The organism is Burkholderia sp. E168m22 (assembly GCF_001319805.1).
Lineage (GTDB): Bacteria > Pseudomonadota > Gammaproteobacteria > Burkholderiales > Burkholderiaceae > Burkholderia > Burkholderia orbicola.
The window spans coordinates 22,307-43,535 of the sequence record NZ_BBSK01000031.1; the positions used below are offsets into that span (position 1 = coordinate 22,307).

Genomic DNA, 21,229 nt, shown 5'->3' on the forward strand with positions numbered 1-21,229 from the left:
GATTTCGTCCTTACTTCACCCAGATGTTCAGCGGCGACATCATCCAGAAGCCAACCACGATCACCCAGACCACCGTGACGGGCAGGAACACCTTCCAGCCCAGACGCATGATCTGGTCGTAACGGTAGCGCGGGAACGTCGCGCGCACCCAGATGAACACCGACAGCAGCGCGAAGACCTTCAGCACCAGCCAGAAGATGCCCGGGATGAACGACAGGAATTCGAACGGTGCGTCCCAGCCGCCGAGGAACAGCGTCGCGGCCAGTGCCGAGATCACGATCATGTTGATGTACTCGGCGAGGAAGAACAGCGCGAACGCCATGCCCGAGTAATCGATCATGTGACCCGCGACGATCTCCGACTCCCCTTCCACCACGTCAAACGGGTGACGGTTCGTTTCGGCGATGCCCGAGATGAAGTAGACGACGAACGCCGGCAGCAGCGGCAGCCAGTTCCACGACAGGAAATTCACGCCGTGGCCGGCGAAGAAGCCGTGCTGTTGCGAGCCGACGATTTCCGACAGGTTCAGGCTGCCGGCCGTCATCAGCACGAGCACCAGCGCGAAGCCCATCGAGATTTCGTACGACACCATCTGCGCCGCGGCGCGCATCGCGCCGAGGAACGCGTACTTCGAGTTCGACGCCCAGCCGGCGAGAATCACCGCGTACACGCCGATCGACGAGATCGCCATCGCGTACAGCAGGCCCGCGTTCACGTTCGCGAGCACGGCTTCCGCCTGGAACGGAATCACCGCCCACACCGCGAACGCCGGCACGACCGTCATCACCGGCGCGATCAGGTACAGCCAGCGGCTGGCGGCGCTCGGCTGAATGACTTCCTTCAGCAGCAGCTTCAGCACGTCGGCGATCGGCTGCAGCAGGCCGCCGGGGCCGACGCGGTTCGGGCCGAGACGCACGTGCATCCAGCCGATCAGCTTGCGTTCCCACAGAATCAGGTACGCGACGCACAGCAGGATGACGACGGAGACGACGAGGATGCGCACGACTGCCCACACCGTCGGCCACGCGAAGCCGAGAAGCTCGGCCCCGCCCGCGTTGATCGTATCGAACAAGCTCATTTACGCCTTCTCCACCACCAGTTCACCGGACAGGCTGCCGAGCGCTGCGCCGGCAGGCGTCGCCGCCGACACGCGAACGACCGTCTCCGCAAGATTCGCGTCGCGCACGGCCGGCAACTGCACCGCACGCTCGCCCTGGCGCACGCGCACGGCGTCGCCTTCCTTCAAGCCCAGCTTGTCGAACAGCGCGGCCGGCAGGGCTGCGGCATTCGCCGCCTTCGCGGCGGCCGTCAGGTGCAGCGCACCCGCGCGGCGCACAAGTGCGTCGGCGTGATAGATCGGCACATCGGCCAGGCGCTCGAAACCGCCATTCGCGGCATTCGCCGCGGCACGGGCCGGCGCGACCGACGTCTGGTTCGACAGGCGGCCCGCGACGCCGGCGTCGCCGAGCGCGGCGAGACGCACTTCTTCCGCGGTCTCGTATTCGAAGCTCGGCAGGCCGAGCAGGCTGCCCAGCACGCGCAGGACCTTCCAGGCCGGACGCGTGTCGCCGAGCGGGCGCACGACGCCGTTGAAGCTCTGCACGGTGCCTTCCGCGTTGACGAACGTACCGGCCGTTTCCGTGAACGGCGCGACCGGCAGCAGCACGTCGGCGTAGTCGAGGCCGTGCTTGAACGGCGACATCACGACGACCATTTCAGCCTGGTTCAGCGCGGCAAGCGCCTGTGCCGGATCGGCGGTGTCGAATTCCGGTTCGACGTTCAGCAGCACATAGCCCTTGCGCGGCTGCTCGAACGCTTCGCGTGCGTTCAGGCCGCCTTCGCCCGGCAGTGCGCCGACGACGTGCGCACCGACCGTGTTCGCCGCTTCCGTCAGGAAGCCGAACGTGGCGCCGGTGTTGTCGGCGATCCACTGCGCGACGGCGTGCAGCTTCGCGAATTGCGGATGACGGACCGCGACGTTGCCGAGCAGCACCGCGCGGCGTTCGCCGTTCGCGAGCGACTGCGCGACAGCCTGGGCGGCCGGCGATGCCGTGACGCCCGCGAGCGCGTCGGGCAGCGCGACGCTGCGCAGTTGCGCGACGGCGGCGGCGATGCCGGCCAGCTCGTCGAGCCATGCGGACGGCGCGGCGACGATGCGTTGCGCGGTCGGGATCAGCGAATCGTCACCGGTCGCGTGCAGGAAATGCAGCTTCGCGCCGTTCTTCGCAGCCTGACGCAGGCGCGATGCGAACAGCGGGTGGTCGCGGCGCAGGAACGACCCGACGACGAACGCGGCGTCCACGTTCGACAGATCGGCGATCGGCATGCCGAGCCACGGCGCGCCCTGGACCGGTGCCGAGAAATCCTGCTGACGCAGACGGAAGTCGACGTTCGGCGTCTTCAGTTCGTTGGCGAGCTGCTTCACGAGGAACAGCTCTTCCGCGGTGCTGTGCGCGCTCGCGAGCATCGCCAGCGCGTTCGCGCCGTGATCCGCGGCGATGCCCTTCAGGCCCTTCGCGACGTATTCGAGCGCGGTCTGCCAGTCGGTCTCGATCCACTGGCCGCCCTGCTTCAGCATCGGCTTCGTCAGGCGCTCTTCACTGTTGAGGCCTTCATACGAGAAGCGGTCCTTGTCCGAGATCCAGCATTCGTTGATCGCTTCGTTCTCGAACGGCAGCACGCGCATCACGCGGTTGTTCTTCACCTGCACGACGAGGTTCGCGCCGACGGAATCGTGCGGGCTCACCGACTTGCGGCGCGACAGTTCCCACGTACGGGCGCTGTAGCGGAACGGCTTGCTGGTCAGCGCGCCGACCGGGCACAGGTCGATCATGTTGCCCGACATTTCGGAGTCGACCGTCTTGCCGACGAACGTCGTGATTTCCGAATGCTCGCCGCGGCCCAGCATGCCGAACTCCATCACGCCGGCAATTTCCTGGCCGAAGCGGACGCAGCGCGTGCAGTGGATGCAGCGCGACATTTCTTCCATCGAGATCAGCGGGCCCACGTTCTTGTGGAACACCACGCGCTTTTCTTCCGAGTAGCGCGACGACGACTTGCCGTAGCCGACCGCCAGATCCTGCAACTGGCATTCGCCGCCCTGATCGCAGATCGGGCAATCGAGCGGGTGATTGATGAGGAGGAATTCCATCACCGACTGCTGCGCCTTCACAGCCTTGTCGGACTGCGTGCGGACGATCATGCCGGCCGACACGGGGGTCGCGCAGGCAGGTACGGCCTTCGGCATCTTCTCGACTTCGACGAGACACATCCGGCAGTTGGCCGCGACCGACAGTTTCTTGTGATAGCAGAAGTGAGGAATGTACGTATCCGCCTTGTGCGCAGCCTGGATCACCATGCTGCCTTCGGGCACCTCGACCTTCTTGCCGTCTATTTCAAGTTCAACCATGATGGTGAATGGTCCTTAACCTATTTCCGCCCGTTCGCGCCTTGGCCCGACCGTGCGCTCAAATTCCGCAACCGGGTTCGCTTCAGGCTGCCGCCGCGTGCGCGTGGCCGCCGACCATGCAGTGCTTGTGCTCGACGTGGTACGCGAATTCGTCCCAGTAGTGCTTGAGCATCCCGCGAACCGGCATCGCCGCCGCATCGCCGAGCGCGCAGATCGTGCGGCCCATGATGTTCTCGGCCACCGAGTTCAGCAGGTCCAGATCTTCCTGGCGCCCTTCGCCGTGCTCGATACGGTTCACGACGCGATACAGCCAGCCGGTGCCTTCACGGCACGGCGTGCACTGACCGCACGATTCCTCGTAGTAGAAGTACGACAGGCGCAGCAGCGAACGCACCATGCAGCGCGTCTCGTCCATCACGATCACCGCACCGGAACCGAGCATCGAGCCGGCCTTCGCGATCGAGTCGTAGTCGAGATCCGTCTGCATCATGATGTCGCCCGGGATCACCGGCGCCGACGACCCGCCCGGAATCACGGCCTTGATCTTCTTGCCGCCGCGCATCCCGCCGGCGAGCTCCATCAGCGTCGCGAACGGCGTGCCAAGCGGCACTTCGTAGTTGCCCGGGCGCTCGACGTCGCCCGACACCGAGAAAATCTTCGTGCCGCCGTTGTTCGGCTTGCCGATCTCGAGGTAATTCTGCGGCCCGATGGACAGCAGGAACGGCACCGCGGCAAACGTCTCGGTGTTGTTGATCGTGGTCGGCTTGCCGTACACGCCGAAGCTCGCCGGGAACGGCGGCTTGAAGCGCGGCTGGCCCTTCTTGCCTTCGAGCGACTCGAGCAGCGCCGTTTCCTCGCCGCAGATGTACGCGCCGTAACCGTGGTGCGCGTGCAGCTGGAACGAGAATTCCGAGCCCATGATGTTGTCGCCGAGGAACCCGGCCGCGCGTGCTTCATCGAGCGCGGCTTCGAAGCGTCGATACACTTCGAAGATCTCGCCGTGGATGTAGTTGTAGCCGACGGTGATGCCCATCGCGTATGCGCCGATGGCCATGCCTTCGATCAGCGCGTGCGGGTTCCAGCGCAGGATGTCGCGATCCTTGAACGTGCCCGGCTCGCCTTCGTCCGAGTTGCAGACGAGGTACTTCTGCCCCGGGAACTGACGCGGCATGAAGCTCCACTTCAGGCCGGTCGGGAAGCCCGCGCCGCCGCGGCCGCGCAGGCCCGACGCCTTCACGTCGGCGATCACCTGCTCGGGCGGAATCTTTTCTTCGAGAATGCGGCGCAGCTGCTTGTAGCCGCCGCGCGCAACGTAGTCTTCGAGGTGCCAGTTCTCGCCGTTCAGACCAGCGAGGATCAGCGGTTTGATGTGACGGTCGTGGAGGGACGTCATTTCGAGAGCTCCTCAAGCAGCTGGTCGATCTTCTCGCGGCTCATGAAGCTGCACATTCTGTGATTGTTCACCAGCAGCACCGGCGCATCGCCGCACGAGCCCATGCATTCGCCTTCCTTCAGCGTGAACTTGCCGTCGGGCGTGGTCTCGCCGAAGCCGATGCCCAGCTTCTGTTTCAGGTAGTCGGCAGTCGCTTCCGCGCCGCCGTGCGGGCCGAGCTGGCACGGCAGGTTCGTGCAGAGCGTGATCTTGTGCTTGCCGACCGGTTTGAGCTCGTACATCGTGTAGAACGTCGCGACTTCCTGCACGGCAACGGCCGGCATGCCGAGATAGTCCGCGACGAACTGCATCAGTTCGGGCGACAGCCAGCCGTGCTCTTCTTGAGCGACGGCCAACGCCGACATCACGGCGGACTGTTTCTGATCGGCGGGATACTTCGTCAACGCTCGATCGATTTCCTTCAGGCCTTCAGCTGAGATCATTTTCAGACACGACTCTTTCAATTCCTACCGAACGAACAACCTGCCGCACACTGGGGTGCATGGACGGCAGACCTGGCGCTCACTCTGTTGACAGCTTGCGAAGCCGCGCCGGTTCGGCGCATACCGCTTGTGACTTCGCGTGTGACTGACTGCTCGCCGCCCGCGCTCGCGGGCGGCGCAACCATTAGCGATCGATTTCGCCGAACACGATGTCCTGCGTACCGATGATCGTGACGGCGTCGGCGATCATGTGACCGCGCGCCATTTCGTCGAGCGACGCCAGGTGCGCGAAACCCGGCGCGCGAATCTTGAGGCGATACGGCTTGTTGGCGCCATCGGACACGAGGTAGATGCCGAACTCACCCTTCGGATGCTCGACCGCCGCGTACGCTTCGCCTTCCGGCACATGGAAACCTTCGGTGAAGAGCTTGAAGTGGTGAATCAAGTCTTCCATGTTGGTCTTCATGCCGACGCGCGACGGCGGGGCAACCTTGTGATTGTCCGTCATCACCGGGCCCGGATTCTTGCGGAGCCACTCAATACACTGTTTCGCGATGCGGATCGACTGGCGCATTTCTTCGACGCGCACAAGATAGCGGTCGTAGCAATCGCCGTTCACGCCGACCGGCACGTCGAAATCCATCCGATCGTACACTTCGTAGGGCTGCTTCTTGCGCAGGTCCCACGCGATGCCCGAGCCGCGCAGCATCGGGCCGGTCAGGCCCATCTGCAGCGCACGCTCCGGGCTCACCACGCCGATCCCGACCAGACGCTGTTTCCAGATCCGGTTGTCGGTCAGCAGCGTTTCGTATTCGTCGACGCACTTCGGGAAGCGCGTGAAGAAATCGTCGATGAAGTCGAGCACCGAGCCGCTGCGCGCTTCGTTCATCTTCGCAAGCGCCTTCTCGTTGCGAATCTTCGACGCCTTGTATTGCGGCATTGCGTCAGGCAGATCGCGATAGACGCCGCCCGGACGATAGTAGGCCGCGTGCATCCGGGCGCCGGACACCGCTTCGTACACGTCCATCAGGTCTTCGCGTTCGCGGAAAGCGTACAGGAACACGGCCATCGCGCCGACGTCGAGTGCGTGCGCGCCGATCCACATCAGGTGGTTCAGCACGCGCGTGATTTCGTCGAACAGCACGCGGATGTACTGCGCGCGCTCCGGCACTTCGATGCCGAGCAGCTTTTCGATCGCGAGCACGTAGCCGTGCTCGTTGACCATCATCGACACGTAGTCGAGACGGTCCATGTACGGCACGGACTGGATGAAGGTCTTGGATTCCGCGAGCTTTTCGGTCGCGCGGTGCAGCAGGCCGATGTGCGGATCGGCACGCTGGATGACTTCGCCATCGAGCTCGAGCACGAGGCGCAGCACGCCGTGCGCTGCCGGGTGCTGCGGGCCGAAGTTGAGCGTGTAGTTCTTGATTTCTGCCATGACGCCCCCTTAATGTTTCAGACCGCCATAGCGATCCTCGCGGATCACGCGCGGCGTGATTTCGCGCGGCTCGATCGTCACCGGCTGGTACACGACCCGCTTCTCTTCCGGGTCGTAACGCATTTCGACGTAGCCCGACACCGGGAAGTCCTTGCGGAACGGGTGACCGATGAAGCCGTAGTCGGTGAGGATGCGGCGCAGGTCGGGGTGGCCTTCGAACACGATGCCGTACAGGTCGAACGCTTCGCGCTCGTACCAGTTCGCCGAGGTCCAGATGTCGACCAGCGACGCCACGATCGGCAGATCGTCGTCCGGCGCGAATGCGCGCAGGCGCAGGCGCCAGTTGTTCGTGACCGACAGCAGGTGCGACACGGCCGCGAAGCGCGGGCCGTCGTAGGCGCCGTCACCGAAGGTCTGGTAGTCGACGCCGCAGAGGTCGATCAGTTGCTCGAAACGGAGCTTCGGATCGTCGCGCAGCGTCTTTGCGACTTCGAGGTAATCGCTCGCCTTCACGACGAGCGTCAGTTCACCGATCGCTTCGGTGAGGCTCACCACGCGCGCGCCGAGCGCGGCTTCGAGGTTTGCCTTGAGGGTCTCGATTTTGCTTGCCATATTGAGGGGACGCTCGGGGCTTTATTGACGGGCGATGGTATTGGTGCGGCGGATCTTCGCCTGAAGCTGGATCACGCCGTAGACCAGCGCCTCGGCCGTGGGCGGACAGCCCGGCACATAGACGTCGACCGGCACAATCCGGTCGCAGCCGCGGACCACCGAGTACGAGTAGTGGTAATAACCACCGCCGTTGGCGCACGACCCCATCGAGATCACCCAGCGCGGCTCGGCCATCTGGTCGTACACGCGGCGCAGCGCGGGCGCCATCTTGTTGCACAGCGTGCCGGCGACGATCATCACGTCCGACTGACGCGGGCTCGGGCGAAACACGACGCCGAACCGGTCCAGATCGTAACGGGCCGCGCCCGCATGCATCATCTCGACGGCGCAACACGCGAGCCCGAACGTCATCGGCCACAGCGAGCCGGTACGCGTCCAGTTGATCAGCTTGTCAGCCGTCGTGGTGACAAACCCTTCCTTCAAGACCCCTTCGATACTCATTTGCTTTCCACTCCAGACGAGCGACCGAGCGTGGCCGCTCATGCAAACCGGCGATTAACCCATCACTCCCAGTCGAGCCCGCCTTTCTTCCAGATATAGGCAAAGCCCAGCAGGAATTCGAGCAGAAAAATCATCATTGCGATGAAACCCGGCCAGCCGATGTCCCGGAGCGCGACGCCCCACGGGAACAGGAATGCGGTTTCGAGATCGAAGATGATGAACAGGATGGCGACGAGGTAATACCGGACGTCGAATTTCATCCGGGCGTCTTCAAAGGCTTCGAAGCCGCACTCGTACGGTGCGTTCTTCTCGACGTCCGGCTTGTTGGGACCAAGGAGCTTGCCGATGCTGACCAGCGCTATACCTAAACCAGTGCCCACGAGGAGGAACAACAAGACGGGGTAATAGGCTGCGAGGTTCAAGGCAATCCTCTATCGGTTGGTTCTGAGCGTCCGGAGAATACCACTTCCGGCGGAAGGAATCATTTCGGAGTGCAGGCGATCGCAAGACAACCGCAAGCCCACCCCACAAATGAAAAATGCCAGCCACTGGAAGCGGCTGGCATTGAGTAACTTTGGTGCCGACGGCGAGACTCGAACTCGCACAGCTTTCGCCACTACCCCCTCAAGATAGCGTGTCTACCAATTTCACCACGTCGGCACTGCATGCAACTCGGGTTGTGCTGCTCGTTCCCGCGAATCGCTTCAAGAATTAAATTCTAACCCGAGTTCCGGATTTGTTCAACGCACAACCGCAAAAAAATTAACTTTTTATTTCGGGACATCCTGGCCCGGCGCGCTTGCGGCCGAACCGGCGGCAGCCGACGCCGCGACAGCCGGCGCCGATGCCGCGGGGGCCGATGCCGGCGCGGTCACTGCCGTGCCGAGCACGCCTGCCGACGGCGTCGACTTGTACGAACCGAGGTACGTCAGCGCGAGCGTCGCGACGAAGAAGATCGTCGCGAGAATGCCCGTCGTGCGCGACAGGAAGTTCGCCGAGCCCGTCGCACCGAACAGACTGCCCGACGCGCCGCTGCCGAATGCGGCGCCCATGTCGGCACCCTTGCCGTGCTGCAGCAGCACGAGCCCAATCACACCGAGTGCAGACAGCACCTGCACCACAATAATCAGCGTCTTGAATAACAGCATCACACCCACCCGATTGGATCGGGCGACCGGACCGACCGGCCGCCGTCATGGTTCAATTCGATCTCGGACCGCTCAACGCGCGGCCCGGCAGATCGCCAGGAAATCTTCCGCCTTCAGCGACGCGCCGCCGATCAGGCCGCCGTCGATGTCCGGCTGCGCGAACAGCTCTTCCGCGTTGTCCGGCTTCACGCTGCCGCCGTACAGCACGGACACGTCCGCCGCACCCTTTGCCGCGAGACGCGTCCGCAGGAACGCATGCACGTCCTGCGCCTGCGCCGACGTCGCGCTCTTGCCCGTGCCGATCGCCCAGACCGGCTCGTACGCGACGACGATACGCGCGGCCTCGTCAGCCGTCAGCACGGCCAGCACCGCGTCGAGCTGCGCACCGACGACCTGCTCGGTCGCACCCGACTCGCGCTCGTCGAGCGTCTCGCCGACACACACGACCGGCACGAGGCCGGCCGCGAGCGCGCGCTGCGTCTTCGCCGCGACCGTCTCGTTGCTTTCGCCGTGATACGCGCGACGCTCCGAGTGGCCGACGATCGCATACCGCGCGCCGAACTCCGCCACCATCGCAGCCGCCACCTCACCGGTGAATGCGCCTTGCTCGTGCGCGGACACGTCCTGCGCACCGAACGCGACACGGCCACCGCCAAGCTGCGCCTGAACCTGCGCGAGATACGGGAACGGCACGCACACGCCGATCGACGTTTCAGCCGCCACCGTGCCCGCGCCCTGCACCACTTCGTTCAGCAGCGCCTGGTTGCCGGCCAGCCGGCCGTGCATCTTCCAGTTGCCGATCACTCGCTTTGTTCGTTGTTTCGACATCGTGTCTGTCTCGTCACTATCTTGTCATTAACGTGCCGGAACCCGGCCGTCAGGTTGGATCTGGCGAAGCAAACCCGCGATTTTACTGCGCGCGGCTTGAACCGGTCAAACCGCGCATGTCAAGCCCGCCGCACGGGCCGTCAGGCGTTCGTTCCCCAATCGAGCACGATCTTGCCGGTATGCTCGCTGCTTTCCATCAGCGCATGCGCCTGTGCGGCGTCCGCGGCGGGCAACACGCGATAGATCACCGGCTTGATGCGGCCGTCGGCGAGCAGCGGCCACACGCGCGCCTTCAGCTGCGCGGCGATACGGGCCTTGAATTCGACCGGGCGCGGACGCAGCGTCGAACCGGTCACGGTCAGCCGGCGGCGCAGGATCTCGCTCAGGTTGACCTCGGCCTTCGCGCCGCCGAGCAGCGCGATCAGCACGAGACGGCCGCCGTCCGCGAGCGCGGCCAGCTCGCGCGGCACGTACGAGCCCGCCACCATGTCGAGGATCACGTCGACACCGCGATCGTGCGTCAGCGACTTCACGACTTCGACGAAGTCTTCGGTCTTGTAGTTGATCGCGCGCTCGGCGCCAAGCGCCTCGCACGCACGGCATTTGTCGGCGGTGCCGGCCGTCGCGAACACGCGAAAGCCGAGCGCATGCGCGATCTGGATCGCCGTCACGCCAATGCCGCTCGAGCCGCCCTGCACGAGCAGGGTCTCCTGCTCACCGCCCTCGCCCGCGCCGAGCTGCGCACGGTCGAACACGTTGCTCCACACGGTGAAAAACGTTTCGGGCAGCGAGGCGGCCTCGATATCGGTGAGACCATCCGGCACCGGCAGGCACTGCGGCAGCGGCGCGACCGCATATTCGGCATAGCCGCCGCCCGCGAGCAGCGCGCACACGCGATCGCCCAGTTTCAGCCCGAACGGGTTCAGGGCCGCATCGGACAAATCGCCGCCGACGATCTCGCCCGCGACCTCGAGGCCCGGCAGATCCGACGCACCCGGCGGCGGCGCATAGGCACCCTTGCGCTGGAACACGTCGGGCCGGTTCACGCCGGAAGCCGCCACCTTGATCAGCACCTCGCCGCGCTTCGGTTCGGGGCGCGGACGCTCCGCGAGCTTCAGCACGTCGGGGGCGCCGAATTCGGTGATTTCGATGGCTTTCATGGTGAGAGTCGCTCCAGGATCGGAATCGGATGGCACGCCCGTGCGCACGGCGCGGGCGCCTCGCCGGCGCTGCTGCGCCGCACAACGATGCTACAGAAAAAACGGCCGGCACGCTTTCGCACTGCCGGCCGTTGATCCGCCTGTCCGCTTACTGCTGCGGCGGCGTATCCGACTGCGCTGCCGCCGCTGCTTCATTCAGCAGCGCCTTGGCCGACAGACGCACGCGACCCTTCTCGTCCGTCTGGATCACCTTGACCTTCACCTGCTGACCTTCCTTCAGGTAGTCGTTGATGTCCTTCACGCGCTCGTTGACGATTTCCGAGATGTGCAGCAGGCCATCCTTGCCCGGCAGCAGATTCACGATCGCGCCGAAATCGAGCAGCTTGAGCACCGTGCCTTCATACACCTGACCGACTTCGATCTCGGCCGTGATTTGCTCGATGCGCTTCTTCGCTTCGGCCATGCCTTCGCTGCTCGTGCTGGCGATCGTCACGACGCCGTCATCCGAGATGTCGATGGTCGTGCCCGTTTCTTCCGTCAGCGCGCGGATCACCGAACCGCCCTTGCCGATCACGTCGCGGATCTTTTCCGGGTTGATCTTGACCGTGATCATGCGCGGCGCGAATTCCGACAGTTGCGTGTTCGCACCCGACACCGCCGACGTCATCTTGCCGAGGATGTGCAGGCGGCCTTCCTTCGCCTGCGCGAGCGCGACCTGCATGATTTCCTTCGTGATGCCCTGGATCTTGATGTCCATCTGCAGCGCCGTCACGCCTTGCTCCGTGCCGGCCACCTTGAAGTCCATGTCGCCGAGGTGATCTTCGTCGCCGAGGATGTCGGTCAGCACCGCGAACTTGTTGCCTTCGAGGATCAGGCCCATCGCGATACCCGCGACGTGCGCCTTCATCGGCACGCCGGCGTCCATCAGCGCGAGGCAGCCGCCGCACACCGACGCCATCGACGACGAACCGTTCGACTCGGTGATTTCCGACACGACACGGATCGAGTAGCCGAATTCGTCGGCGCTCGGCAGGCACTTGACCAGCGCGCGCTTGGCCAGACGGCCGTGGCCGATTTCGCGGCGCTTCGGCGAGCCGACGCGGCCCGTTTCGCCGGTCGCGAACGGGGGCATGTTGTAGTGGAGCATGAAGCGCTCGCGGTATTCGCCTTCGAGCGCGTCGATGATCTGCTCGTCACCCTTCGTGCCGAGCGTCGCGACGACCAGCGCCTGCGTTTCGCCGCGCGTGAACAGCGCCGAGCCGTGGGTACGCGGCAGCACGCCGGTGCGGATTTCGATCGGACGCACGGTGCGCGTGTCACGGCCGTCGATGCGCGGCTCGCCGTTCAGGATCTGCGAACGGACGATCTTCGCTTCGATGTCGAACAGCACGTTGCCGACCGTGGCCTTGTCGGCCGCGACCGTACCGGCCGCCAGCGCGTCTTCCTCGAGCTTCGCCGAGGTTGCCGCATAGACTTCCTTCAGCTTCGCCGAACGCGCCTGCTTGTCGCGGAGCTGGTAAGCGGCGAGCAGATCGTTCTGCGCCAGCTCGGTCACGCGCGCGATCAGCGCCTCGTTCTTCGGCGCCGGCTGCCAGTCCCACTCGGGCTTGCCGCCGTCGCGCACCAGTTCGTGGATCGCGTCGATCGCGATCTGCATCTGCTCGTGGCCGAACACCACGGCGCCCAGCATCACTTCTTCCGACAGTTGGTCGGCTTCCGACTCGACCATCAGCACGGCGCGCTCCGTACCCGCGACGACGAGGTCGAGGCTCGATGCCTTGAGCTGGTCACGCGTCGGGTTCAGCACGTACGCGTTGTCGATGTATGCCACGCGTGCGGCACCGACCGGGCCGTTGAACGGCAGGCCCGACACGGCGAGCGCGGCCGATGCGCCGATCAGCGCGGGGATGTCGGCCGGGATTTCCGGGTTCACGGACAGCACGTGGATCACGACCTGGACTTCGTTGTAGAAGCCTTCCGGGAACAGCGGGCGCAGCGGACGGTCGATCAGGCGCGACGTCAGCGTCTCGTGCTCCGACGGACGGCCTTCGCGGCGAAAGAAGCCGCCCGGGATCTTGCCGGCCGAGTAGGTCTTCTCGAGGTAGTCGACGGTCAACGGGAAGAAATCCTGGCCCGGCTTCGCCGACTTCGCGCCGACGACGGTTGCCAGCACGACGGTGTCTTCGACGTCGACGATCACGGCACCGCTCGCCTGGCGGGCGACTTCACCGGTTTCGAGGCGCACCTTGTGCTGGCCCCACTGGAATTCCTTCACGACCTTGTTGAACATGGACATGGTTGCTCCTTTGTATTCATGCATTTCATTCGCCGCGCCGGCCATCCCGCGCGGCGGCGTCCCGACCGAATCACCCGGAGCAAGGTGTGTTTTTTATGCCATTCCAGCGCGGCGCTCAGGCAGCGGCGCGCTGGAATGACACAAATCCTGCCCCGGTATCGGTCGTGGCGGCGGCCCCGCACGAACGTGCCGGACAGCCTGCGATGCGTGTGACGCTACGCACCGCGCAAAAACAAAATGCCTGTATCAGCGGACTGACACAGGCATCTTGCTGGCGGCAATCGCCTCGATTACTTACGCAGACCCAGCTTCTCGATCAGTGCGCGGTAACGGTCGGCATCCTTGCCCTTGAGGTAGTCGAGCAGCTTGCGGCGGCGGCTCACCATGCGCAGCAGGCCGCGGCGGCTGTGGTGATCCTTCGCGTGGGTCTTGAAGTGACCCGTCAGTTCGACGATACGTGCGGTCAGCAGTGCGACCTGGACTTCGGGCGACCCCGTGTCGTTGGTACCGCGGGCGAACTGAGCAACGACTTCCGACTTCTTGATATCTGCAACAGACATGTGATTTCCTTTCTAACTGAACAGGCGGACACGGAAGAATGGCCGTGCCGTGACTTACAACCGGCGCGCATTGTAGCACAACTCGGTGCCGTTCTTACCGCCCTCCGTCACGGGCGCGTCATCGAGCACGTCGACGGCATCTCCGTACGCTGCGCCGGCACCGCGAGCACCGTCCGGAAGCCGTAGCCCGATCCCTCGTTGTCGAAGCGCACGCCCGGCGTGCCGACCTTGTCCATTTCCATCACGTAAAGGGGCTGGATCAACTGGTGATCCTGGGCGCGCATCCGCGACGCGTGGAAGCCGTCGTCGAACGGCAGGCCCTCGAGCGCACGCGCGACCGCGACCGGGTCGGCCGAACCCGCGCGGGTCATCGCCGCGGCCAGCATCTCGATCATCTGGCTCATCCGCCGCACCGGGTAGTCGTCCTGCGCGGCCGGGAAACGGGTCCGGAACGCGCGGTAGAACGCGTCGGACTTGGCGCCGCCCGCGTTCGGGTGCCAGTCGGCCACCGCCACGACGCGGCCGACACCCGCGTCGCCGAGGGCCGCCGGCGCGCCGAGGCTGTTGCCGTAGAACGTATAGAACTTCGCGTCGAGCCCCTGTTCGCGCGCCGCCTTCACGAGCAGCGTGAGGTCGTTGCCCCAGTTGCCGGTCACGACGGCGTCCGCGCCGCTGGCGCGGATCTTCGCGATATACGGCGAGAAATCCTTGATCCGGCCGATCGGGTGGAATTCGTCGCCCGCGATCGTCACGTCCGGGCGCCGCGCCGCGAGCGCCTGCCGCGCGAGGGTGCTGACGTCGTGGCCGAAGCTGTAGTCCTGGTTCAACAGATAGACCTTTCGCAGCGCGCGATCGCGCGCCATCACGTCCGCAAGCGCGGCCATCCGCATGCCGGCATGCGCATCGAAGCGGAAATGCCAGAAACTGCAACGCGCGCCGGTCAGCGCCGGATCGTCGGCCGAATAGTTCAGGAACAGCATCCGGTTGTCCGGATCGCGCGCGTTCAGCTTGTCGAGCGCGGCGACGAGCGCGGCCGCGACGGCCGAGCTGTTGCCCTGCGCGACGAAGCCGACATGCCGGTCGGCGGCCGCGCGCAACTGCACGAGCGCCTCCTCCGGGCTGCCCTTGCTGTCGAGCACGACGAGTTCGAGCGGATGCGCGCCGTCACGCAGCTTCACGCCGCCCGCCGCATTGACCCGCTCGACACCGAAGCGCAGGTTGCGCTCCACCGCCGCGCCCGCGTTCGCGAACGGGCCCGACATCCCCTCGATCAGCGCGATCCGCACCGGCTCGCCGCCGGCAAACGCGGACGACACCAGCATCCACCCCGCGCTCCACGCGAGCGCGCACCGTTTCCACCCCTGCATCGGCCACCTGCCCTTCAATCTGCCCGAGAAGCGCGGATCATAGGCCGCCGCGCCCGCCACCCGCAAGCGCGACAGCCTGCGATCCGCACCGATTTTTTCCGCGCGATGCGCCGTCGCGCGCCGTCCGTGATAAAACGGGACTTGTTTCCGTGTTCTGGAGAATCCGATGCGCATTCGCATTCCCGCGCGCCTGCCCGTGCTGATCGCCGGTGCCGCCGCGCTGCTGGCCGGTTGCGCGCAACCGTGGCAGCAATACCAGGCCGGCCAGGACGAGTCGGCGATCGTCGCGCGCATGGGCCCGCCGCGCGAGATCTACGACCTGCCCGGCGGCGGCAAGCGCCTGATGTGGCCGACTCAGCCGATGGGCGAAATCACGGTCGCGGCCGACGTCGACGCAGCCCACCGGATCGTCAACGTGCGCCAGGTACTGCAGCCGAGCGAGTTCTATCGCGCGGAGATCGGCAAGTGGACGAAGACAGACGTCCTCGTCAATTTCGGACGCCCGGTCGAGACTTCCTACTTCCCGCTGATGAAACGCGAGGTTTGGACGTACCGGTATCTCGAGGACAACGTCTGGTACATGATGTACAGCTTCTACTTCGATCCGCAGGGCATCCTGCGCACCACGCAGAAAACACCGGACCCGCTGCACGATCCCGATCGCCGCACCCTGTTCTGACCGATTGCGTATTTATACGCAATTGTCGCAATGGCCATTCACGAATTATTGCGTGAATGGCCATTTCATTTTTTCCGCTGCCTTATTTAATTCAACGAATAAGACGGAAAACTTTTCCGATCGATGACATTGCGATGGCAATACACTGAACGCCCCGTCATGCGGGCCGTAGCGGGAAACAGGCACGCCCGGGGCATGTCATGCGTCGCACTGGTGCATGCAATGCACTACGCCCAATCAATTTGAAACAATTTGTATCAACCCACCCGCAGTGCTAGGGCATACCCCTAATATCAGTCGAAAATCCAACCTTTCAATTTAGAAAGCATGCGATTGCGCCATTTCGTTCGATATTTATTTGCCTTTATCAAAAAGGAGTCCTCATGAATCGCCCCAAGAGCATGCTGGTTGCCAACATTGCCTGGGCCCGCGAGACGCGCGAACACACGCCCGGCTTTTTCGACGCGCTCGCGCGCGGCCAGAATCCGCGCGTACTGTGGATCGGTTGCGCGGACAGCCGCGTGCCAGCCGAAACCATCACGCACTGCGCGCCCGGCGAGCTGTTCGTCCATCGCAACATCGCGAACCTGTTCCACCCCGACGACGACAATTCCGCCAGCGTGCTCGAGTACGCGGTGCGGGTGCTGAAGGTCGACCACGTGATCGTGTGCGGTCACTACGGGTGCGGCGGCGTGCGTGCATCGCTGCTGCCGCCGCCCGCCGACCTGCCACACGTCGCGCGCCGCATCGCGCCGCTCTGCGCACTCGCGCGGCGCCATCGCGACACGCTCGACGGGCTCGACGACATGGCCGCCGCCGACCGCCTCGCCGAGCTGAACGTGCTCGAACAGGTGCGGCTGCTGCGCGCGTCGCCGATCGTGCGCGGCCGCGAGCGGCCACCGCTCGTGCATGGCTGGATCTTTTCGCTCGCCGACGGCCGCCTGAAGGAGCTCGATTCCGGCTATGCGGCGTCGCCGACCGAAGCCGAGCCCGAGCCCGAGCGCGCTGCCGCCGTCGCGCTCGGTTGACCCGCGCCCTGCCCCTCCACGCCAACGAAACCACCCCAACCATGAAACTGAACGAGCGCCTATCCACCCTGCCGCGCGACATCGTCGCCGGCATCGTCGTTTTCCTCGTCGCGCTACCGCTCTGTCTCGGCATCGCCAATGCGTCCGGCGTCGAGCCGTTCGCCGGGCTCGTGTCGGGCATCGTCGGCGGCATCGTCGTCGCACTGCTGAGCGGCTCGTCGCTGTCCGTCAGCGGGCCGGCCGCCGGCCTCGTCGTGATCGTCGTCGAAGGGATCGCGCAACTCGGCAGCTTCTCCGCGTTCCTGCTCGCGGTGCTGCTGTCCGGCGTGCTGCAGTTCGGCTTCGGCATGCTGCGCGCCGGCCGCTTCGCCGCTTACGTGCCATCGCCGGTCATCAAGGGCATGCTCGCCGCGATCGGCCTGCTGCTGATCGTGAAGCAGATTCCGTTCGCATTCGGCCTCGGCGGCCAGGCCGCGCAATCGTTTGCGAACTGGCCGAGCCTGCCGACCGCATGGGCCGCCACGGTGATCGCGCTTGCGTCGCTCGGGCTGCTGATCGCGTGGGACACGCCGGCTCTCAAGCGCTTCGCGTGGGTGCGCTCGGTACCCGCGCCGCTCGCGGTCGTCGTGCTCGGCATCGGCGCGACGCTCGTGCTCGGCGTGGTCGCACCGGCAGCCGCACCGGGCGCCGCCCATCGCGTCACGCTGCCCGAATTCGACTCGTTCGCGGCGCTCGCGGCATCGCTCAAGCATGCAGAGCTCGGCCCGAACTTCGCGCAACTGCTCAATCCGGACGTATGGCGCGTGGCGATCACGCTTGCGGTCGTCGCAAGCCTCGAGACGCTGCTGTGCCTCGAAGCGGTCGAACAGATCGATCCGAAGCGGCGGCCGACGCAACCCGATCGCGAGCTGAAGGCGCAGGGCGTCGGTAACCTCGTCGCGGGCGCCGTCGGCGGCCTGCCGATCACGTCGGTGATCGTGCGCAGTTCGGCCAACGTCAACGCCGGCGCGCAAAGCCGGATGTCCGCGATCGTGCACGGGGTCCTGCTGCTCGCGAGCGTGTTTGCGCTCACCGGCCTGATCAACCTGATCCCGCTCGCGAGCCTGGCCGCGATCCTGATCCACACCGGTCTGAAGCTCGCGAAGCCCGCGCTGTTCCGCTCGGTCATGAAGCAAGGCCCGGCCGCGTTCGCGCCGTTCGCGGCGACGATCGCGGGTGTGCTGGCGGTCGACCTGCTGTTCGGCATCGCGCTCGGCCTCGCATGCAGCGTGCTGGCCGTCGCCGTCGCGAACCTGAAGAGCCCCGTCACGCTCGCGCAGCATGACGATCACTTCCTGCTGTCGTTCCGCAAGGACGTGTCGTTTCTCGGCAAGGTGCAGGTCAAGCACCACCTGCGGCACATTCCGGACCGGGCGGCGGTGATCATCGACGCGACGCGCGCCGACTACATCGATCACGACGTGCTCGAACTGCTCGATGCGTTCGTCGCCGATGCGCCGCGGCGCGGGATCGCGGTCGAGTTCCGCCGGCGCAATCCGGCGCCACGCCCGGCGGCGCGCCGCTGGCTGTTCCGCGCGCCGGCCGCGGAATGAGCGGCCAATGAAAAAACGCCCCGGCGGCGCAGGGCCGCACGGGGCGTCTCGGTGCCGCGCAACGCGCGGCGCTTACGCGCGCTGCGGGTTGAGCTTGTCGTCCTTCGAGTGCAGCTTGTTCAGCGCGGAAATGTACGCCTTCGCGGATGCGGCGACGATATCCGGATCGGTGCCCACGCCGTTGACGATCCGCCCGCTCTTCGACAGCCGGACGGTCACTTCGCCCTGCGCCTGCGTGCCGGTCGTGATCGCGTTGACCGAGTACAGCAGCAGCTCGGACCCGCTGCCGACTTCACCCTCGATCGCATTGAACGTCGCGTCGACCGGGCCGTTGCCGCGCGCCTCGCCGGTCACTTCCTTGCCTTCGACCGCGAACACGACCTTCGCCTGCGGCTGCTCGCCCGTTTCCGAACGCTGCGACAGCGACACGAACTTGAAGTGCTCCTGTTCCTGCGCGAGCGCCGATTCCTCGGACACGATCGCGATGATGTCCTCGTCGAAGATCTCGGCCTTGCGGTCGGCCAGATCCTTGAAGCGCATGAACGCGGCATTCAGTTCGGCTTCGCTGTCGAGCGACACGCCCAGCTCCTGCAGACGCTGCTTGAACGCGTTGCGGCCCGACAGCTTGCCGAGCACGATCTTGTTCGCGGTCCAGCCCACGTCTTCCGCACGCATGATCTCGTAGGTGTCGCGCGCCTTCAGCACGCCGTCCTGGTGAATGCCCGATGCGTGCGCGAATGCGTTGGCGCCGACCACCGCCTTGTTCGGCTGCACGACGAAGCCGGTAATCTGCGACACGAGCTTCGACGTCGGCACGATCTGCGTCGTGTCGATGCCGACGTCGAGACCGAAGTAGTCCTTGCGGGTCTTCACGGCCATCACGATTTCCTCGAGCGACGTGTTGCCCGCGCGCTCGCCGAGACCGTTGATCGTGCATTCGATCTGCCGCGCACCGCCGATCTTCACGCCGGCGAGCGAGTTCGCCACCGCCATCCCGAGGTCGTTGTGGCAATGCACGGAGAAGATCGCCTTGTCCGAGTTCGGAATGCGTTCGCGCAGCGTCTTCACGAGGTTGCCGTAGAGTTCCGGCACGCCGTAGCCGACCGTATCGGCAATGTTGATCGTCGTCGCGCCCTCGGCGATCACGGCTTCCAGCACACGGCACAGGAAATCGAGATCCGAACGGCTGCCGTCTTCCGGCGAGAATTCGACGTTGTCGGTGAACTTGCGCGCGAAACGCACCGCGAGACGCGCCTGCTCGAACACCTGGTCCGGCGTCATCCGCAGCTTCTTCTCCATGTGCAGCGGCGACGTCGCGATGAACGTGTGGATCCGCGCGCTGTTGGCCGGCTTGAGTGCGTCCGCCGCGCGCTGGATGTCCTTGTCGTTGGCCCGCGCCAGCGAACAGATCGTGCTGTCCTTCACGAGACCGGCGATCGTGTGGATCGCGTCGAAATCGCCGTTCGAGCTGGCGGCGAAACCCGCCTCGATCACGTCGACCTTCATCCGCTCGAGGTGCTTCGCGATGCGGATTTTCTCTTCCTTCGTCATCGACGCGCCGGGCGATTGCTCGCCGTCACGCAACGTCGTATCGAAAATGATCAGCTTGTCTGTCATGGGGGCTCCAGGGCTCTTTTATACGGAAGTCAAACGTAACGAGATCGCGCCACCGCTGGCGACGCTCAACAACAGACGAGGCTTGAGACGGAGGGCGAGAACGGGTCAGCGCGGCAGGCGCGCCGAAGCTGGCGCGCGTAGCGGCGCACCGGCTAGAAGGAGGGAGAAGCGGGGAAATGCAGTCATGCCGCAGACTATAGCGACATTCCGTGGGCCGCGCAATTGGACGACACCCGGGGACGGCACCCGGGAACCGTGAACCGGCGCGGCGCGGCTCGAAAAAGGGGCAAATGAAAACGGCGGCCCCGAGGCCGCCGTTTCCGGGCAGATCGTGCGTCGGCGTCAGTGATCGCGCTGCGACGAGCGCGCCGGATTCGCGCGCCCGCGGATGGCCATGTAGGCCCAGAACACGTAGCCGGACAGCCCGTACAGCACGAACAGGCAGAACAGCATCAGCGGCGGATCGGACGACACGAGCACGAACGCGACGACGACGAGCAGGATCGCCGCGAACGGCACGCGGTGCCGCACGTCGAGCGCCTTGCCGCTGTAGAACGGCGCGTTCGACACCATCGTCACGCCCGCGTAGATCGTCAGCACGAACGCGACCCACGGCAGCCAGCCGAGCTTCATCGGCACGCGGTTGTCGGTCGCGAGCCACACGAAGCCGGCGATCAGCGCGGCGGCGGCCGGGCTCGGCAACCCCTGGAAGAAGCGCTTGTCGACCACGCCGATGTTCGTGTTGAAGCGCGCGAGGCGCAGCGCGGCGCCCGAGCAATAGACGAACGCGGCGAGCCAGCCCCAGCGGCCGAGATCCTTCAGCACCCACTCGTACATCACGAGCGCGGGCGCGACGCCGAACGACACCATGTCGGAAAGGCTATCGAACTGCTCGCCGAACGCGCTCTGCGTATGGGTCATGCGCGCGACGCGCCCGTCCATCCCGTCGAGCACCATCGCCACGAAAATCGCGATCGCGGCGATCTCGAAGCGTACGTTCATCGCCTGCACGACCGCGAAGAAGCCGCAGAACAGCGCGGCGGTCGTGAATGCGTTCGGCAGCAGATAGATGCCGCGCGTCTTCAGGAACCGCTGGCGCGCGGCGCGGCGGCTCTCGAG

Annotated in this window: 19 protein-coding genes and 1 tRNA gene; 3 read left to right on the top strand and 17 right to left on the bottom strand. The window is 65.3% G+C overall.

The genetic code is table 11. From position 1 onward, the window contains the following. Positions 1-10: 10 nt before the first annotated feature. The 15 genes from nuoH to AP428_RS08905 form a co-directional block, all read right to left on the bottom strand. Complete coding sequence (gene nuoH, locus AP428_RS08835) at positions 11-1,078, bottom strand: NADH-quinone oxidoreductase subunit NuoH (protein WP_006478269.1); 1,068 nt, start codon at positions 1,076-1,078, stop codon at positions 11-13. Beyond that, positions 1,079-3,409, bottom strand: a complete 2,331-nt coding sequence (nuoG, locus tag AP428_RS08840; protein WP_054928009.1) for an NADH-quinone oxidoreductase subunit NuoG — start codon at positions 3,407-3,409, stop codon at positions 1,079-1,081. A gap of 82 nt (positions 3,410-3,491) precedes the next feature. Then, positions 3,492-4,802 (bottom strand): NADH-quinone oxidoreductase subunit NuoF, encoded by a 1,311-nt coding sequence (gene nuoF / locus AP428_RS08845; protein WP_006478267.1) that lies wholly within the window; start codon positions 4,800-4,802, stop codon positions 3,492-3,494. Beyond that, positions 4,799-5,284, bottom strand: coding sequence for an NADH-quinone oxidoreductase subunit NuoE (gene nuoE / locus AP428_RS08850; RefSeq protein WP_006478266.1), 486 nt, complete (start codon positions 5,282-5,284; stop codon positions 4,799-4,801). The genes nuoF and nuoE overlap by 4 nt, the downstream gene beginning before the upstream one ends. 184 nt (positions 5,285-5,468) lie before the next feature. After that, positions 5,469-6,722 carry an NADH-quinone oxidoreductase subunit D gene (locus AP428_RS08855; protein WP_006478265.1) on the bottom strand — a complete coding sequence of 418 codons (1,254 nt, stop codon included), beginning with the start codon at positions 6,720-6,722 and terminating at the stop codon, positions 5,469-5,471. A 9-nt stretch (positions 6,723-6,731) separates the two neighbouring features. Continuing rightward, positions 6,732-7,334 carry an NADH-quinone oxidoreductase subunit C gene (locus AP428_RS08860; RefSeq protein WP_006478264.1) on the bottom strand — a complete coding sequence of 201 codons (603 nt, stop codon included), beginning with the start codon at positions 7,332-7,334 and terminating at the stop codon, positions 6,732-6,734. A 21-nt stretch (positions 7,335-7,355) separates the two neighbouring features. Next, positions 7,356-7,835, bottom strand: a complete 480-nt coding sequence (locus AP428_RS08865; protein WP_006398799.1) for an NADH-quinone oxidoreductase subunit B family protein — start codon at positions 7,833-7,835, stop codon at positions 7,356-7,358. Between the two features lie 62 nt (positions 7,836-7,897). Next, positions 7,898-8,257, bottom strand: coding sequence for an NADH-quinone oxidoreductase subunit A (locus AP428_RS08870; protein WP_006398798.1), 360 nt, complete (start codon positions 8,255-8,257; stop codon positions 7,898-7,900). A 153-nt stretch (positions 8,258-8,410) separates the two neighbouring features. Then, positions 8,411-8,495: transfer RNA gene (locus tag AP428_RS08875), tRNA-Leu, on the bottom strand. Between the two features lie 110 nt (positions 8,496-8,605). Further along, complete coding sequence (gene secG / locus AP428_RS08880) at positions 8,606-8,983, bottom strand: preprotein translocase subunit SecG (protein WP_034201508.1); 378 nt, start codon at positions 8,981-8,983, stop codon at positions 8,606-8,608. Between the two features lie 72 nt (positions 8,984-9,055). Then, on the bottom strand, positions 9,056-9,811 hold the full coding sequence (gene tpiA / locus AP428_RS08885) for a triose-phosphate isomerase (RefSeq protein ID WP_006478261.1): 756 nt from the start codon (positions 9,809-9,811) through the stop codon (positions 9,056-9,058). A gap of 140 nt (positions 9,812-9,951) precedes the next feature. After that, complete coding sequence (locus AP428_RS08890; RefSeq protein WP_054928010.1) at positions 9,952-10,971, bottom strand: NAD(P)H-quinone oxidoreductase; 1,020 nt, start codon at positions 10,969-10,971, stop codon at positions 9,952-9,954. A 148-nt stretch (positions 10,972-11,119) separates the two neighbouring features. Further along, positions 11,120-13,267, bottom strand: coding sequence for a polyribonucleotide nucleotidyltransferase (pnp, locus tag AP428_RS08895; RefSeq protein ID WP_011545817.1), 2,148 nt, complete (start codon positions 13,265-13,267; stop codon positions 11,120-11,122). Between the two features lie 290 nt (positions 13,268-13,557). Beyond that, positions 13,558-13,827, bottom strand: coding sequence for a 30S ribosomal protein S15 (gene rpsO / locus AP428_RS08900; RefSeq protein ID WP_006398792.1), 270 nt, complete (start codon positions 13,825-13,827; stop codon positions 13,558-13,560). Between the two features lie 107 nt (positions 13,828-13,934). Beyond that, positions 13,935-15,194: a branched-chain amino acid ABC transporter substrate-binding protein gene (locus tag AP428_RS08905; protein WP_011694333.1), complete on the bottom strand. Its 1,260-nt coding sequence runs from the start codon at positions 15,192-15,194 to the stop codon at positions 13,935-13,937. A 166-nt stretch (positions 15,195-15,360) separates the two neighbouring features. Between AP428_RS08905 and AP428_RS08910 the strand changes: the two genes are divergently transcribed. The 3 genes from AP428_RS08910 to AP428_RS08920 all read left to right on the top strand — a co-directional run bounded on the left by AP428_RS08910 (position 15,361) and on the right by AP428_RS08920 (position 18,493). Further along, the gene (locus AP428_RS08910; protein ID WP_006478258.1) at positions 15,361-15,873 is read left to right on the top strand and encodes a hypothetical protein; all 513 of its coding nucleotides are present in this window, start codon (positions 15,361-15,363) and stop codon (positions 15,871-15,873) included. 383 nt (positions 15,874-16,256) lie between these two features. Continuing rightward, the gene (locus AP428_RS08915) at positions 16,257-16,901 is read left to right on the top strand and encodes a carbonic anhydrase (protein ID WP_011545819.1); all 645 of its coding nucleotides are present in this window, start codon (positions 16,257-16,259) and stop codon (positions 16,899-16,901) included. Between the two features lie 41 nt (positions 16,902-16,942). Next, positions 16,943-18,493 carry a SulP family inorganic anion transporter gene (locus tag AP428_RS08920; RefSeq protein ID WP_011545820.1) on the top strand — a complete coding sequence of 517 codons (1,551 nt, stop codon included), beginning with the start codon at positions 16,943-16,945 and terminating at the stop codon, positions 18,491-18,493. Between the two features lie 72 nt (positions 18,494-18,565). On the opposite strand, the gene AP428_RS08925 is transcribed toward AP428_RS08920, so the two are convergent. Next, on the bottom strand, positions 18,566-20,110 hold the full coding sequence (locus AP428_RS08925; protein WP_011545821.1) for a 2-isopropylmalate synthase: 1,545 nt from the start codon (positions 20,108-20,110) through the stop codon (positions 18,566-18,568). A 342-nt stretch (positions 20,111-20,452) separates the two neighbouring features. Then, the coding region (gene pssA / locus AP428_RS08930) for a CDP-diacylglycerol--serine O-phosphatidyltransferase (RefSeq protein WP_054928011.1) at positions 20,453-21,229 on the bottom strand (777 nt) is incomplete at its 5' end.